Below are 14,921 nucleotides of genomic sequence, written 5' to 3'. Positions count from 1 at the left end.
GATGAGACGTTTAATGTATTCCAGTATTGGTCTAGTGCTGATTGCCATTGCTTTTGTTGGTTTTAATGTGCTGTCCAATGCAATGTTTAAAAACACGCAGATTGATTTTACTGAGCAAAAACTTTACACCTTGTCCAGCGGCACCAAGCAGTTACTCAGTGAGCTGCAAGAGCCGATCAGTTTGCAGTACTTCTATTCCGATAAGGCCACGCGCGATGTGCCCATGTTGCGTAACTATGCCCAGCGCGTTGAGGAACTGCTGGATGCCTATGTGCGCATGGCCGATGGTAAGTTACGTTTAGAAGTGATTGATCCAGAAGCTTTTTCTGCCGATGAAGACCGCGCTGCAGCGTTAGGTTTACAAGCGGTGCCGCTCGAACAAGACGGTGCCCAGTTGTACTTTGGCTTGGCTGCAGAAAATTCGCAGGGTGCACAGCAGATCATTCCGTTTTTCGCTTTAGATCAAGAAGAGCTATTAGAGTATGAGCTAAGCCGTTTAATCAGCAGTGTGGCGCAAGCTGAGCGCCCCGTGATTGGAGTGTTATCTGGATTGGCGCTCAACGGCGGCTTTAACCCGCAAGCGGGGCAGCCAATGCCGGCATGGACCATTCTTGAGGAAGTGCGTCAGCAGTTTGCCATTGAAAGCTTAAAAGATGATGTTGATCTGATCCCAGAGCACATCAAGACCCTGTGGTTGGTACACCCGAAAAACCTCAGTGCAGCCACTTTGTATGCCATCGATCAGTTCGTTTTACGTGGCGGCAAATTGCTGGCTTTCGTAGACCCCTACAGCGAAGCAGATACCAGTGCTGCTCTGCCCGGTGAATTGGCAGCCAATAAAGCTTCTGATTTACCTGAGCTGTTTAAGTCTTGGGGGCTGCGCATGGTGCCGGAGCAAGTGGTGGGCGATGGTGTTTATGCCATGTCGGTGGGTGTCGGTGCACAGCAGCGTGCAGTGCGTCACCCAGGTTGGTTGGCCTTGCCGAAAAAAGCCTTAGACAACAATGAAGTCATTACCTCGCAACTCAATGACATCACTTTAGCCACTGCCGGTATTTTAGAGCCCCTAGAGGGCGCGAAAACGCAATTTACCCCGCTACTGTACAGCTCTGAATATGCAATGCCTTTTAGCGCTCAGCGTTTTGCTTTGTTGCAAAATCCTGAAGAGTTATTGGCTGAGCTTGAGCCCACCGGTGAGCGCTATGTGTTGGCAGCGCGGATCAGTGGTCCAGCCACCACAGCCTTTGCTGACGGCATTGAAGGGCAGGCGCAGGGCTTACAAAGCGCGGATAATATCAATGTGATAGTGGTGGCTGATACCGATATGCTCAGTGATCGCATGTGGGTGCAGGTGCAAGACTTCTTTGGTCAGCGTCTGCCGCAACCTTGGGCCGATAATGGCAGCTTTACCATTAATGCTTTAGATAACCTCTCAGGCTCTGATGCGCTGATTAGCATTCGTTCGCGGGGTAATTTTAATCGTCCCTTTACGCTGGTGGATGATTTACAACGCAGTGCGCAAGAGCGTTTCCGTACAAAAGAGCAGGCGTTACAAGCGCGTCTCGCGGCTACCGAAGAGAAACTTTATGCTTTGCAGCAAGCCACTGATCCTGCAGAAGACTTAGAGTTTACCGCAGAGCAGCAAGAGGCTGTGCAGCAATTCTTAGCGGAGAAGTTACAGTTACGCAAGGAATTACGTGAAGTCCGCTACCAACTCAATGCCGACATTGAGTCGCTGGGAACTAAACTGAAATTCTTTAATATGGCTGTAATGCCAATTTTGCTGACCTTTATGCTGATTATGTTTGCTTTGACGCGGCGTATTCGGCGGATGCATATGCCAGAAGATTAATCGCTAGGGCAAGACAAAAAAAGCCAGACCCGCAAAGAGTCTGGCTTTTTTGTCTTGAGTGCACGGGTTAAATGCGGAAGCTATCAACCAACTGCTTTAAACGCGAGGCTTGTAACTCTAGGTCGGTGCAGGCGCGCAATGTTGCGTTGAGGTTCTCGACACCTTCCTGGTTGAGGGTATTGATTTCGGTAATATCGATATTAATGGCTTCTACCACGGCAGTTTGCTCCTCGGTTGCGGTGGCTACCGACTGATTCATGCCGTCTATCTCTTCGATTTTTAGCGTGACTGAGCCGAGGCTGTCTCCGGCTTGGTTAGCGATAGTAACGCTGTCCTCACTGTGACGTTGGCTTTCAGTCATGGTGGTGACGGCATCACGTGAGCCGATTTGTAACTCTTCAATCATTTGTTGAATTTCTTGTGCCGAAGAGTGGGTGCGGTGAGCCAAGTTACGCACCTCGTCGGCGACCACGGCAAAACCACGCCCTGCTTCACCGGCACGTGCAGCTTCGATGGCAGCGTTCAGTGCCAGCAAATTGGTTTGTTGTGAGATGCCCTGGATCACTTCCAAGATTTGGCCAATATCAATGGTTTTACTGTTCAGCGTTTCGATGTTGCTGCAAGAGTTGCTGATTTTCTCTGATAAGGAGTTCATCGCTTGAATGGTTTGCCCTAAAACGCTGCGGCCATCTTCGGCTTGTAAACGCGCGCTGGAGGCATGGGTTGAGGCATCTGCGGCGTTGCACGCAATTTCTTGAGTTGCCGCTGCCAGCTCGTTAATGGCCGTGGCAACATTATGGGTGCGACTGGCTTGTTCATCGGAGTTCAGCATCGAGGCATTGGATGCGCTAGCCACTAGGCTGACGATCTCATGCACCAGCGCTGTAGCGGAAGAAACCTCGCTGATGGAGGTGTGAATGCGTTCGACAAACTGATTAAAGGAGCCCGCCAATTCGCCAAACTCATCATTGCTTTCAATTTCTAAGCGGCGGGTTAGGTCCCCTTCACCTTGGGCGATGTCTTGCATTGCACGCCCCATGGCGTGCAGTGGTCGCATCAACAAACGGATCAGTAAACTCAGCAAGATAATAATAATGATCAGGGTGGTTAGCGTGGCAATAATTGCTGAGGTGCGAAAGTCGCTGAGCATGGCATAGGCTTGATCTTTATCTACAGCCAGCCCTACATACCAGTCTACTGAGGGTAGGCCGTTGATGGGGGCAAAGGTGAGTATTTGCTGCGTACCCTTGAGTGATGTTTCGCTGAGCTGATGATTAATTGTTGGGGTGTTGGTTGGGTACAGCTCTTTGATCGATTTATTGACAGCATTATTGTCTGGGTGGACCAGCACTTTCCCGTCAGCACTGACTAAAAATGCATAGCCCATGCCATCAATTTTTATACTGTTGAGGGTTTTAGTTAAGGTGGCAAGGCTTAAATCACCACCGACTACACCGATGTATTGTGCTGGTGTAGCAATGGTAATAACCAACTGGTTGATAGAAACATCAGTGTAGGGGTCGGTTAGAGTGGTTTGATTAGCATTGTTTGCATCTGTATACCAAGGGCGACTGCGCGGGTCGTAATCTGCGGGGATGCTGTCTTCGGGGCGTGAAATGAGTTCGCCGCTGCGTGTGCCTAGGTAGGTGTATAAAAAAGTATCGGCCAGCGCTTTTTGTTCAATCAAGCTAACTACACTGCTGGGTGAGCTGTTATTGGTAATGGATTGCGCGGTACTTTCCAGCAGTAAAATACGTCCAGACAGCCAATTGGCAATGTTGTCAGCGCTGAGACTACCAATTTCATGCAGGTAGTTTTCTAAGTCCTCTTGAATGGCATTGCGCTGCAAGTAATCGTTATAGAGGGAGAATAAGGAAAACGCGGCCACTACCAACAGTGACGCGGCAATAAGTATCTTATTACTGAATTTTAGATTCTTTAACATAATAAAAGTCCGGTGGGTAAGCGCGGCTGGGATGCACACAAGCAGACGAGCAGTTAGGGGCGGCTGCTTTGGGGTTATATTATCAGTTGCTATCGGCAGTCGGTGGGGAATTCTTGAACTGGCTGCTGATTAATTAGGGCAGGCGTAGCCAGAAGCACCTTTGTGTGGGTGCTTCTTGTGGGGTTTAGCGGCTTTTAGGTGGGGCTACGAGCAAGTCTTCTGTGGGGGTTTCGCACTGAATTTTATGACCTAAAAGCTCTTCAATGGGGGGCAGTGCATAGGCATCATCTTCACCAGCAAAGCTGATGGAGACGCCAGTGGTACCAGCACGACCAGTACGGCCAATGCGGTGTACATAATCATCTGGATCTTCAGGTAAGGTAAAGTTGACCACATGGCTAATATCGTCCACGTGAATACCACGACCGGCGACATCAGTGGCCACTAAGACACGTAAGCGCCCTGAGCGGAAGTCTTCCAGTACCCGTATGCGTTTGTGTTGCGCTACATCACCGGACATTTGCGCAGCACTGATACCGTCACGGGTTAGGCGCTCTTCAATGCGACGCACTTCGTCTTTACGGTTGGCAAAGACAATCACGCGTGGCCAGTTATTGTTTTGAATTAAATTGTACAGCAAGGTGTATTTATCACTGCCAGCCACGGCATACACATGTTGTTCAACTGAGTCGCTGGCAACATGTTCAGGTTCGATTTCGACAATGGCAGGATCCGTGGTCCATTGCTTGGACAGGTTCATTACGTCTTCAGTAAAGGTTGCTGAGAACAACAGGGTTTGCCGCTCTGATTTAGGTGGCGTTTGGCGAATAATTTGGCGGACCTGTGGGATAAAGCCCATATCCAGCATACGGTCAGCTTCATCTAAAACCAGCACTTCAACCATGTCCAGGTGCACTTCACCACGCTGGTTAAAGTCCAGTAAACGCCCTGGAGTGGCTACTAAAATATCGCAGTAACGGGATTCCAGTTGCTTGCGTTGCTTATCAAAATCCATGCCACCAACAAAGCTCATAACATTGAGGTTGGTGTACTTGGTCAGGGCGATGGCATCGTTGGCAATCTGTACCACCAACTCGCGCGTTGGGGCAATAATCAAGGCACGAGGCTCACCCATATAGCGCTCATCTGGCGGACGTGTTTGCGTGAGCTGGCTAATGGTGGAAATTAAAAAGGCTGCAGTTTTGCCGGTACCGGTTTGCGCGCGACCAATGGCGTCTTTACCAACCAGGGTGTGTCCCAGTACTTGCGCCTGAATAGGTGTGCAGTAAGGGAAACCTAAGTCTTGAATAGCATGCATCAACTCTGGTGTTAGCGCAAAATCGTGAAAGCGTGTTTTGCCTTCAGCGGGCGCAACTACAAAGTCGTCCAGTGTCCAAGTGGATTGAGCCGCAGGCTTAGCTTTGCGGGTGCGCGGTTTTTTCGTCGCAGGCTTGCTGGCTGTAGTGCTTGGCTTGCTGGCTGGCTGAGCAGGTGTAGAAGGCGAGGGCTGTGCTGCAGTCTTATCTTCTTGCGGCAGGGCAGCTGGCTCGGGCTCTTTTTTAAACATATTCTTAAGTGCTTTGAGCACGGCGTTCTCTTATTTGTAGTCTATAAATTAGCTCTAGTGTAAGGCATCACAGCGCTTTGGAGAAACTGTTTCATTTTTGGCGCTGTACTACGCCGTGATTCGCCTTGTGTTGTTGGCTGTAACTGCTCTGCGCGGTGCGCTTTACTGCGGTCGCCCTGCGCAGAGTACAGTTAAAAACTAGAGAGACTCTAGGGGGTAGAGAGCAGGGTATATTGCAGCTTAAATTGGCTTAAGCGCTGTTGCGCTTGTGCACCCCAGTCGTCTCGGGGTTGGTGGATATGAATCTGGGCAGTCATGCCGTACTGAGCATCGCTGCTGACCGTGATTTCGACTTGCTGCCCTAGATCAGCCAAACTGTCACTGAGCACTCGGCGTGTGGCATCCAGGCGCAGTTCGGGTTTGAAGATTTTACCGACGGCAGTGACAGGAATGTGGTCCACCAGCCAGACTTCTTGAGGAACTGCTGCACGCTCATGAATGCTTTGCTGGGCATGCTCTAAGAGCTCTGCAGCGCTGCTGTTGTAGCCCGGTTTGAGTTGGATATACAGCGCTGGCAACTCGCCAACGCGGGCATCAGGCTTGCCCACCGCAGCAGCAATCGCCACTGCTGGGTGCTGGTACATGGCATCTTCGATCATTTGTGGATCAATGTTATGACCGCCGCGGATGATCAAGTCTTTACTGCGACCAGTGAGCCAGAAATAACCATCAGCGTCTTGGCGACCTAAGTCACCGGTATTAAACCAGTCGCCATCGAGCCAAATCCCCTGGTTGTTCTCCGCTTTTAAGTAGCCTTTAAACACACTTGGCCCACGTATACACAGCTGGCCAACTTCATCAGTCTCGGCGTCGCGTAGGTACTGCCCCTGTTCATCGACGACTTTAATTGCAACCTCACAGTAGGGCATACGCAAACCAATGGAGCCTGGCCGTAGCTCGCCATCTGCTGGGCTAGCACAGCTGCCGCAAGTGCCTTCTGTGAGGCCATAACCTTCAATTAGACGTACGCCCGTGCGTTGTTTAAATTGGTTGATCAGCTCCACCGGCATGGGGGCCGCGCCGCACAGGGCATATTTAAGACTGGATAAGTCATGCCCTTGGCTGGGTACTTCAAGCAGGGCGGCGTAAATGGTGGGTACACTGCTAAAGAAAGTCACTTGGTAGCGTTCGATAATTTTCCAGAAGTTTTGTATTAACGCCGGGGTGCGATAGCCAAGGGGCGTGGCCAAGAGCACCTGTGAACAGGTTAGAAAGGGCGCTAAACCTGTGACTATTACCGCATTCACATGGAAGAGTGGCAGACCGCATAAGGCTGTGTCTTGTTCATTGAAACTGGTAATCAGCGACATGCTATAGGCCATCACCACTTCATTATGATGGCTGTGCGGCGCAAGTTTTGGTGTGCCTGTGGTGCCGCCAGTGTGGAAGTAACTGGCAATATCATCGGGGTGAAACACCCGTTGGCTTTCTAAAAAGTCAGCAGGGCATTCGGCAATCAGGCTATCAAACTCTAAAACCCCCTCGGGGAGAGGACCGCGCATGGCTTTGATTGCCGTTTGTTGGGGTTGCGGTAAAAAGTTTGCTAAGTCCACCACAATAATGGCTTTTAAGTGGCTGAGCTGCTCACGCATGGCGGCTACTTTGTCCCACAGCTCAGTGCCGGGGAAAGGCGCTAAGGTGACGAGAATCTCAGATTTGGATGCTTTAATCAGCTCAAGAATATGCTCGGTATCCAGCAACGGGTTAATTGCATTGACAATCCCTGCTGCTTCACCACCCCAGATGCTGTAGTGAGTGTGTGGTAGGTTGGGCAATAAAAAAGAAATAACCTGATCCTTGCCTAAGCCCAAGCGATGAAAAGCGTTGGCGGTTTGGGTTATTTTGGCAAACAGTTCACGATAGCTGAGAGTAAAGGGTTGTTCGTCATCACTGCCTTGCAGTAAAAATGTGAGGGCACGGGCATCGGGCGCGCGTTGTGCGCTGCGCCCGATAAGCTCATAGGTACTTTTGGGTAGATCACGGGCAGATAAGGGCGTTTGCTCAATGCGTTGGATATCTGCTTGGGTACGAATCTGGTATGCCGCTGTCGTCATAGTGCACCTTTTATTATTATTTGCGGGTTGACTCAAAAAGTATTCGAAAGGTCGTGATTATTGCAGTTGCGTGCTGAGCCAGGTGCCAATATCAGCGATTTGCTGCTGGCAAACTTCGTGCTCCATAGGGTAGTCATGCCAAGTGACTGGCACACCCCACTGTTGTAACTGCTGTTGCACTGCTTGGCCCATCATCAGCGGTACCATAGGGTCATTGAGGCCATGCATGCATAAGGTTGGCGTGCTGGCTTGCAAGGGGCTGAGCGCCTCGACTTGTTCAAAGGTGGGGGCATAAGTGGATAGCGCTAATACCCCGCCGAGAACATCATTCCAGCGTAGAAATGCTGTATGCAGTACCACCGCGCCGCCTTGGGAGAAACCAGCTAAGAATATACGCTTGGGGCTGATCCCGCTGTCGCGCTGCTGCTCCATAAGCGTGATCAGCTGCTGGCTGGAGGTTTCCAGTTGTTGGCTATTAATTGCGCGCTTGCCGGGGCTCATGGCCAAAATATCGTACCAACTGGGCATGGCATAACCGTTGTTAATGGTCACTGCCTGAGTAGGTGCTTGTGGCAAAATAAAGCGTGTTGTGGGGAGCAGTGGCTGTAACATCCGCGCCACGGGTTCAAAGTCGCTGCGGTCAGCGCCTAAACCATGCAACCAAATAACGCAGGCATCAGCTGGCTGCAGGGCTTCAACAATTAATGCATTTTTGATCATGAATAACTCTTCTTAAAGGGTTTCAAAACGGCCCAGTTGGCGGTTTTTATGGACATTGTCCGTGTTAAAAATTTGCCCATTCATGGCAATATAGATACCTGAGTCTAAACATTGCAAAGCGCCAATAGCAAAACCTAAGTTAAATGCAGCATCACTATTGCGCATCCGTGCTGGCTGCATTGCTCCGGTGAATACTACGGTTTTGCTGGGGTTTGCGTCTAAGTGCTGGGCGCTTAATGTCATGGTATCAGTGCCATGAATGATTAAAATATGTTGATGCGGGCTGGTATTAACCCGCTCGCGCAGCAATTGGCGGTCGCTGTCAGTGAACTCTAAACTGTCTTTTTTCAGCACAGTGTCTACGCTATAAGCACAGTTTACTCCTGCTTCTGCTAAGAGCTCAGCGGCCATGGGGTCGCCGATGGTAAATTCAGATAAGGCATCGTGATAAATTTTATCAAAGGTGCCGCCTGTGGTTAAAATATGGATATGCATAAGAGTGAGGTGGTCCGTATGAGGTTTATTTACTCCGGATTATTGCCTGAATCGCAGCCTTAAAGCCACGGGCAGACAAGGAACAATATGACTACATTGCCTCAACCACCTTGGTATGTGTACTTAGTGCGTACCGCGAATCAAGCTTTGTATTGCGGTATCAGTTTGGATGCGCAGAAGCGTTTCGCGCAGCATTGTGCCGGGAAAGGCGCGCGGTTTTTTGCTACCAGTCCGGCGCAGGCTTTGGTGTATGTGGAGGAGTGTGCGGATAAGTCCACAGCATTGCGCCGTGAGTTGGCTATTAAGCGTTTGCCTAAAAGCGCCAAAGAACAGTTGTTACTGGCAGAAGCTAACCAGTTGCGCACAGCTGTTGTCAGCGCACCTCGCTAGCGTTTGGCTAACGAGGCGCGAGTTCGACTCTTACTGATAGGCACCTGGGATTGGGCGCAGATTGATTTCTACCCGACGGTTTTGTTGGCGACCTTGCGCAGAGGTATTATCGGCAACCGGCTGATCCGGGCCTACACCTCTCACATTCATACGGTTACCACTGATGCCTTGATTGCGTAGGTAATCGGCCACACTTTGCGCGCGACGTTGTGACAGGGTCATATTGTGCTGGTAGGGACCTGTGCTGTCAGTGTGACCGACAATCTCAATGGTGCTTTGATCGTACTGGTTGAAAGACTGGGCAAGGTTATTTAGGGTGCCGTAAAAGCTGCCAGAAATGGCTGCAGAGTCGGTACCGAAGGTCACATTGCCAGGCATGATTAGAGTCAGGTTGTCGCCGTCACGTTGCACGTCAATACCTGTACCTTGCATGCTGCGGCGCAGTTCTGCTTCTTGCTTATCAACGTAATAGCCGTAGCCAGCACCCGCGGCGCCTGCAACTGCAGCACCAATTAGTGCGCCTTTGCCACGATCCTTTTTACTTGAGGTCGCGGCACCAATAGCTGCGCCACCAAGAGCGCCTAAGCCACCATAAATAGCAGTTTTGTTGGAGCCGCCTTGTTGCTGTTGTTGGCCGCCGTAAGGGTTGCCGGCTGCACAACCGGCCAAGAGCACAACAATGCTGCTAGCGATCAGGGTGCGTGAAGTGGAGAGTTTTAGCATGGTAAATTCCTTGTAGGCATTATGTTGGGTTAGCTGTTTTTACTCTATGGTTATTAGAGTGGTGTTAGCGCATTAAGTTCTTAGGCACGTACAAATGGGTTATTGCGCATTCCATCGCCTAGCAGCGTGTCTGGCCCATGTCCGGTGACCACTGTTGCTTCTTCATCGAGTATATATAAACGCTGGCGAATAGAGCGCTCAATAGTGGCGTAATCACCGCCCCATAAGTCAGTGCGGCCAATGCCTTGCTTGAATAGAGTGTCACCGGCAATCAGCAGCTTATCGTTGGGAAACCAAAAGCTCATAGAGCCTGGAGTATGCCCTGGAGTATGCAGTGCAACGCCACAGCCACAGGCTAACTCTTCATCATCACTGAGCCAGAAGTCAGGAGCAGGAACTGGGGTGTAGGGCACACCAAACATTGAGCATTGCATCTCTAAGTTGTCCCACAGAAACTGATCTTCTTTATGCAGGTGTAAAGTTGCGCCGGTTTTTTCTTTCATTAAGCCAGAGGCTAAAAAGTGGTCGAGATGCGCATGGGTGTGAATAATGCTAACCACCCGCAAGCCTAACTCGTCTAGGCGTTGTAAGATCAGTTCATGGTCGCCACCGGGGTCGATTACTATGGCTTTTTTGCTAATGGGATCGCCAATAATAGTGCAATTGCATTGCAGTGGGCCAACGGGAAAGGTTTCGCGAATCAGTGCAGGCTGGCTAGTCAATGGTTTAAACTCCAAAAAAACGTCCCATAGATAGGTTAATAGCCTAACGTATTCTAAGCTTAATGTCGGTTACTAAGGAGCAACACATGAACAACTTTCAAACAGCTATTCTGGCTGAGCCGGTTCCGCCGCTGGCCCGTCATGTATTTTTTACTTTAGAGTCTGCTCAGCACCTTGCCGAGGCATTACGCCGCTTAGCACCCTTAGTTGATGGTAAAAGTGTGGTTGCAGGATTGGGTAAATCGGCATTGCAGGCGCTCAATAAAGAACAGGATAAACTGCGAGTATTTCCCGCGTTAAGCGCCCATGGTATTGATATTCCTTCGACTCAACATGCTCTGTGGTGCTGGTTGCTGGGTGATGACCGCGGTGAGTTGCTGCACCGCACCAATGCGTTAATTGCGGCTGTGGCGCCGGCGTTATCTGTGGTGCAGGTGACTGAGTCGTTTCGCTATTTGGATGGCCATGATTTAACCGGTTATGAAGACGGTACCGAAAACCCTGTCGAGCAGGCCGCGATTGATGCTGCGTTTGATACGCAAGCGCCGGGCGGTAGTTATGCCGCAGTACAGCATTGGCAGCATGATTTACCGAGCTTTAAAAGCCTGCCACAGCAAGAGCAAGACCATATTTTTGGACGTCGTTTGAGTGATAACGAAGAATTGGATGATGCGCCAGAATCTGCGCATGTGAAGCGTACTGCCATGGAGGACTTTGAGCCTGAAGCCTTTGTTGTACGCCGCTCGATGCCCTATATCGACGGGGATGAGGCTGGGCTCGTATTTTTGGCGTTTGGCAGCACCTTGGACTTTTTTGAGATGCAGTTGCGGCGCATGATTGGTTTGGATGATGGTATTACTGATGGACTTTTCCGTTTCAGCCGCCCAACTACCGGTGGCTATTATTGGTGCCCGCCGATTGCGCATGGTCAACTTGATCTAAGCGCTTTGCTGTAAGTGTGCTGACCGCCCGCCGTGGCGTTAAAAGCTGCGGGCGGGCGGCGTTGGCGGTTAATTGCTGCTGTGGGCAACTTGGCGGTGATCCACCCAGAGTAGGGTTGCTCCGGCAATGGCGGCAGGCATGGCAATTAAGTTGAAGAAAGGAATCATCAGCGCCAGATAAGTAATGCCGCCAAAACCTAAGCTGAGCCAGCGTTTAGTACGCAGCCATTCCAGCATTAGCGTCCAACTGACTTTATTATTATCAGCGGGGTAGTCAATGTACTGCACAGCCATCATCCAAATATTAAACAGCAGCCAAAGTGGCGCGGCGATGATATTGACGCCGGGGATGAGCGACAAAATCAGCAAGCCCAGTGCCCGAGGCAAAAAATAACCCAGCTTGCGCATTTCTCGGGCTAGAGTGCGCGGTACCATAGCGAACAATTCGCCCCAGCTAAAGGCTGGGAAGTGGTCGTTACCACGGGCGATAACTTCTACTTTTTCCGCCAAGAAGCTATTGAACGGTGAAGCAATGAGGTTGGCAATGGTGGTAAAGGTGAAAAATATAATCAGCAGCACTAGCGCCACAAACAGCGGCCAGAGTAGGTAATTGAGAAAAGAGAGCCAGCTGGGTAGGTTCGGCATCAGTTGTTCAACCCAACCATTAAAACGCTGTACGGCAAAGTAAATCATGCCGACAAAAACCGCGATATTAATCGACAGAGGCAGTAACACATACATGCGCAAACCAGGGCGCATAATCATTTTAAAACCGGCATTTAGATAGTGTGGGCCGCCAAGAGGCTGAGCATGCATAGCTGTGTCCTATAGAGTTAATCTTGCGCTAAATCAGTAGACCAAGCGCGCAGAGTCAAAGGGTGTTTAAGTGGTGTAGTCTGTACAGATAGCAACATTCTAAAGGTTAGAGTTTGGATAGCGAACCGGCAAACTGTAATCTATGCCACATTATTTTATTTTAAGTCCGATGTTTGGGAGTTTTTATGTCTGAAGTACGTCATGCAAAAGTTATTATTTTAGGTTCGGGTCCTGCGGGCTATAGTGCTGCTGTTTATGCGGCGCGGGCTAACTTGAAGCCGTTATTGATTACCGGTATGCAGGCTGGCGGCCAATTGACCACCACCACTGAGGTGGATAACTGGCCGGGCGACCCAGAAGGGCTGACAGGACCTGCTTTGATGGAACGTATGCAGCAGCATGCTGAGCGTTTTGAGACAGAGATTGTGTTTGATCATATTCATACCGCGCAATTGCAAAGTAAGCCTTTTACTTTAATTGGCGATAGCGGTACCTATACCTGCGATGCTTTGATTATCGCCACGGGTGCCAGCGCGCGTTACTTAGGTTTGCCCTCAGAAGAAGCCTTTATGGGTAAAGGTGTGTCTGCTTGCGCCACCTGTGATGGTTTTTTCTACCGCAATCGCGAAGTGGTCGTGGTGGGCGGTGGCAGTACAGCCGTGGAAGAAGCGCTGTATTTGTCTAATATCGCCAGCAAGGTCACTTTAGTGCACCGCCGTGATACCTTCCGCGCTGAAATGATTTTGCAAGACAAGCTGCATGCGCAAGTTGCGGAAGGCAAAATTGAGCTGGCACTCAATGAACAAGTGGATGAAGTGTTGGGCAATGAGATGGGGGTGACCGGTGTGCGCTTGTTAAATAATGATGGCAGCACGCGCGAGTTAACGGTTGATGGTGTGTTTATTGCCATTGGGCATACACCCAACACGAGCTTGTTTGAAGGTCAATTGGAGTTGAAAGACGGCTATATGGTAGTTAACGGCGGTCGTGAAGGTAATGCTACGGCAACCAGTATTGCTGGCGTCTTTGCGGCAGGGGATGTGGCTGATAACGTTTACCGTCAGGCCATTACTTCCGCCGGTGCTGGCTGCATGGCAGCATTGGATGTGGAAAGGTATTTAGACAAATAAGATTTGTCAGCTGATGCGGCTGCACCGTGCAAGGCGTGTGCAGCCGATCTTTTGCGCGTTGAGCTAAACTTCGCCAGCCAGCTTGCGCTTGTACTTAAAGCTCCACAAAGTGTGCATAAAAGCACTGCAAAACAGCAACACACTTAAAAACGTTTCTGCATAGCCAAGCCATGCTTGTTCTGGTGAGAAACTCGCCACTACGCCGTGGATAAAGTAGATGTTAATCAAAATACAGGCCCAGATATGGGTTTTTTCTGAGCCTAAGAGCATGCCTAGGGCAATAATGATTAACGGTATTAGCGCGATACTAATCACCGCTACAGCCCCTAGGCCCGGGGCGTCAGGTCGGCTAATAAAAAACAAATTCCATATCACCAAGAGCACTGCCAGTGCGGCTAACGAAGCTAAACTGATGATGCGGCTGATGCGTAAGCGTGGTTCGAGCCAGCTCAGTTCTGGGAGCGGTTTAGGGGTTCTAGCCACGAGGTTTCTCCAACTGTTGCGCAAATTGCGCTAAGCGTAGACCCAGGGCGGTGCATAGACTGATTTCATGCTCATCCAGCGGGCGCTTGCTGTCAGCGCCGGCCACATGACTGGGGCCGTAAGGCGTGCCGCCTGCTTGAGTATTTAACAGGGCGGGCTCACTGTAAGGCAGGCCACAAATCAGCATGCCGTGGTGCAGTAGCGGCAGCATCATGCTTAGCAGGGTGCTTTCTTGGCCACCGTGTAAGCTTGAAGTGGAGGTAAATACGCCAGCTGGTTTGTTGACTAACTCACCGGTCAGCCAGAGGTTGCTGGTGCCATCGAGAAAGTATTTCATCGCCGCTGCCATGTTGCCAAAACGCGTTGGGCTGCCTAAGGCCAAGCCAGCACAGTTTTTTAAATCATCAAGGCTGGCGTACATCGCACCTTCTGCGGGGACGTCTGGGGCGACGGCTTCACATTCATTGGACACTGCCGGCACAGTGCGCAAGCGTGCTTCCATACCGCCCTGCTCAACGCCACGGGCAATATGTCGCGCCATGTCCGCAGTGGCACCATGACGGCTATAATAGAGTACTAAAATATAAGGTTCGGTCATGCTAAAAGCTCAACTAGGTTTTCGATAGGGCGACCAATGGCGGCGCGTTGACCCACCACTAAAACTGGGCGCTGCATTAAAATCGGCGCTTGCACCATGGCTGCGATCAGCTCAGCTTCGCTTAAGTCTGGATTGTCGAGGGCCATCTCGCTGTACGCGGACTCACCGCTACGCATCAATTGGCGTGCAGTCAGGCCAAGTTTGCTGAGTAGTGCAGTCAGTTGCTGGGCGTTTAGTGGGTTGTCGACATAGTTGACGATGGTGGCATTAATGTTGCGCTCTTCCAGTAGTGCAAGCGCTGCCCGTGATTTGCTGCAGCGAGCATAGTGGTACAAAGTTATATCGGACATTTGGATTACCTCAAATAAAACCTGTGGGGCATTCTAGCAGGCTAAGCCACTGAGGCGGTATGCCTCACTAATAGA

15 protein-coding genes are annotated in these 14,921 nt (G+C 50.5%); 4 read left to right on the top strand and 11 right to left on the bottom strand.

The window, feature by feature from the left end; translation table 11 throughout:
* Window position 1: 1 nt before the first annotated feature.
* On the top strand, window positions 2-1,852 hold the full coding sequence (locus O6P33_RS11270; RefSeq protein ID WP_269817873.1) for a GldG family protein: 1,851 nt from the start codon (window positions 2-4) through the stop codon (window positions 1,850-1,852).
* Window positions 1,853-1,919: 67 nt separating this feature from the next.
* Here O6P33_RS11270 and O6P33_RS11265 read toward each other — a convergent pair whose 3' ends face one another.
* The 5 genes from O6P33_RS11265 to O6P33_RS11245 form a co-directional block, all read right to left on the bottom strand.
* Entirely contained in the window at window positions 1,920-3,797 is a 1,878-nt protein-coding gene (locus O6P33_RS11265; RefSeq protein WP_269817872.1) for a methyl-accepting chemotaxis protein, read from the bottom strand.
* 184 nt (window positions 3,798-3,981) lie between these two features.
* On the bottom strand, window positions 3,982-5,385 hold the full coding sequence (gene rhlB, locus O6P33_RS11260; RefSeq protein WP_269817871.1) for an ATP-dependent RNA helicase RhlB: 1,404 nt from the start codon (window positions 5,383-5,385) through the stop codon (window positions 3,982-3,984).
* A 188-nt stretch (window positions 5,386-5,573) separates the two neighbouring features.
* Window positions 5,574-7,478 (bottom strand): acyl-CoA synthetase, encoded by a 1,905-nt coding sequence (locus O6P33_RS11255; RefSeq protein ID WP_269817870.1) that lies wholly within the window; start codon window positions 7,476-7,478, stop codon window positions 5,574-5,576.
* Window positions 7,479-7,535: 57 nt separating this feature from the next.
* The gene (locus O6P33_RS11250; RefSeq protein WP_269819521.1) at window positions 7,536-8,195 is read right to left on the bottom strand and encodes an alpha/beta hydrolase; all 660 of its coding nucleotides are present in this window, start codon (window positions 8,193-8,195) and stop codon (window positions 7,536-7,538) included.
* Between the two features lie 15 nt (window positions 8,196-8,210).
* Window positions 8,211-8,693 (bottom strand): asparaginase domain-containing protein, encoded by a 483-nt coding sequence (locus O6P33_RS11245; RefSeq protein WP_269817869.1) that lies wholly within the window; start codon window positions 8,691-8,693, stop codon window positions 8,211-8,213.
* Window positions 8,694-8,780: 87 nt separating this feature from the next.
* Between O6P33_RS11245 and O6P33_RS11240 the strand changes: the two genes are divergently transcribed.
* Entirely contained in the window at window positions 8,781-9,083 is a 303-nt protein-coding gene (locus tag O6P33_RS11240; RefSeq protein ID WP_269817868.1) for a GIY-YIG nuclease family protein, read from the top strand.
* 30 nt (window positions 9,084-9,113) lie between these two features.
* Here O6P33_RS11240 and O6P33_RS11235 read toward each other — a convergent pair whose 3' ends face one another.
* Together O6P33_RS11235 and O6P33_RS11230 are read right to left on the bottom strand one after the other, a co-directional pair.
* Entirely contained in the window at window positions 9,114-9,806 is a 693-nt protein-coding gene (locus tag O6P33_RS11235) for an OmpA family protein (RefSeq protein WP_269817867.1), read from the bottom strand.
* A gap of 80 nt (window positions 9,807-9,886) precedes the next feature.
* Window positions 9,887-10,528: an MBL fold metallo-hydrolase gene (locus tag O6P33_RS11230; protein ID WP_269817866.1), complete on the bottom strand. Its 642-nt coding sequence runs from the start codon at window positions 10,526-10,528 to the stop codon at window positions 9,887-9,889.
* Between the two features lie 86 nt (window positions 10,529-10,614).
* Here O6P33_RS11230 and O6P33_RS11225 point away from each other — a divergent pair, with 86 nt between their 5' ends.
* Window positions 10,615-11,484 (top strand): Dyp-type peroxidase, encoded by an 870-nt coding sequence (locus tag O6P33_RS11225; RefSeq protein ID WP_269817865.1) that lies wholly within the window; start codon window positions 10,615-10,617, stop codon window positions 11,482-11,484.
* A gap of 54 nt (window positions 11,485-11,538) precedes the next feature.
* On the opposite strand, the gene cysZ is transcribed toward O6P33_RS11225, so the two are convergent.
* Window positions 11,539-12,285 (bottom strand): sulfate transporter CysZ, encoded by a 747-nt coding sequence (gene cysZ, locus O6P33_RS11220; protein WP_269817864.1) that lies wholly within the window; start codon window positions 12,283-12,285, stop codon window positions 11,539-11,541.
* 185 nt (window positions 12,286-12,470) lie between these two features.
* Here cysZ and trxB point away from each other — a divergent pair, with 185 nt between their 5' ends.
* Window positions 12,471-13,415, top strand: coding sequence for a thioredoxin-disulfide reductase (trxB, locus tag O6P33_RS11215; protein WP_269817863.1), 945 nt, complete (start codon window positions 12,471-12,473; stop codon window positions 13,413-13,415).
* 63 nt (window positions 13,416-13,478) lie between these two features.
* On the opposite strand, the gene O6P33_RS11210 is transcribed toward trxB, so the two are convergent.
* Genes O6P33_RS11210 through arsC form a run of 3 tightly spaced genes read right to left on the bottom strand, consistent with a single transcriptional unit; the run spans window position 13,479 to window position 14,846 of the window.
* On the bottom strand, window positions 13,479-13,898 hold the full coding sequence (locus O6P33_RS11210; protein ID WP_269817862.1) for a DUF2069 domain-containing protein: 420 nt from the start codon (window positions 13,896-13,898) through the stop codon (window positions 13,479-13,481).
* Window positions 13,891-14,496 carry an NAD(P)H:quinone oxidoreductase gene (wrbA, locus tag O6P33_RS11205; protein ID WP_269817861.1) on the bottom strand — a complete coding sequence of 202 codons (606 nt, stop codon included), beginning with the start codon at window positions 14,494-14,496 and terminating at the stop codon, window positions 13,891-13,893. The genes O6P33_RS11210 and wrbA overlap by 8 nt, the downstream gene beginning before the upstream one ends.
* Window positions 14,493-14,846, bottom strand: a complete 354-nt coding sequence (gene arsC / locus O6P33_RS11200; protein ID WP_269817860.1) for an arsenate reductase (glutaredoxin) — start codon at window positions 14,844-14,846, stop codon at window positions 14,493-14,495. The genes wrbA and arsC overlap by 4 nt, the downstream gene beginning before the upstream one ends.
* Window positions 14,847-14,921: the final 75 nt, after the last annotated feature.

Source organism: Denitrificimonas caeni (genome assembly GCF_027498055.1).
Lineage (GTDB): Bacteria > Pseudomonadota > Gammaproteobacteria > Pseudomonadales > Pseudomonadaceae > Denitrificimonas.
This window is presented reverse-complemented; position numbering and strand designations above follow the sequence as displayed.

Excerpts from the sequence above, each read along its gene's own strand:
- cysZ (WP_269817864.1), bottom strand. The coding sequence starts at position 12,285 with ATGCATGCTCAGCCTCTTGGCGGCCCACACTATCTAAATGCCGGTTTT.
- O6P33_RS11225 (WP_269817865.1), top strand. The coding sequence starts at position 10,615 with ATGAACAACTTTCAAACAGCTATTCTGGCTGAGCCGGTTCCGCCGCTG.
- wrbA (WP_269817861.1), bottom strand. The coding sequence starts at position 14,496 with ATGACCGAACCTTATATTTTAGTACTCTATTATAGCCGTCATGGTGCC.
- trxB (WP_269817863.1), top strand. The coding sequence starts at position 12,471 with ATGTCTGAAGTACGTCATGCAAAAGTTATTATTTTAGGTTCGGGTCCT.
- O6P33_RS11255 (WP_269817870.1), bottom strand. The coding sequence starts at position 7,478 with ATGACGACAGCGGCATACCAGATTCGTACCCAAGCAGATATCCAACGC.
- arsC (WP_269817860.1), bottom strand. The coding sequence starts at position 14,846 with ATGTCCGATATAACTTTGTACCACTATGCTCGCTGCAGCAAATCACGG.
- O6P33_RS11245 (WP_269817869.1), bottom strand. The coding sequence starts at position 8,693 with ATGCATATCCATATTTTAACCACAGGCGGCACCTTTGATAAAATTTAT.
- O6P33_RS11235 (WP_269817867.1), bottom strand. The coding sequence starts at position 9,806 with ATGCTAAAACTCTCCACTTCACGCACCCTGATCGCTAGCAGCATTGTT.
- O6P33_RS11240 (WP_269817868.1), top strand. The coding sequence starts at position 8,781 with ATGACTACATTGCCTCAACCACCTTGGTATGTGTACTTAGTGCGTACC.
- O6P33_RS11265 (WP_269817872.1), bottom strand. The coding sequence starts at position 3,797 with ATGTTAAAGAATCTAAAATTCAGTAATAAGATACTTATTGCCGCGTCA.
- O6P33_RS11270 (WP_269817873.1), top strand. The coding sequence starts at position 2 with ATGAGACGTTTAATGTATTCCAGTATTGGTCTAGTGCTGATTGCCATT.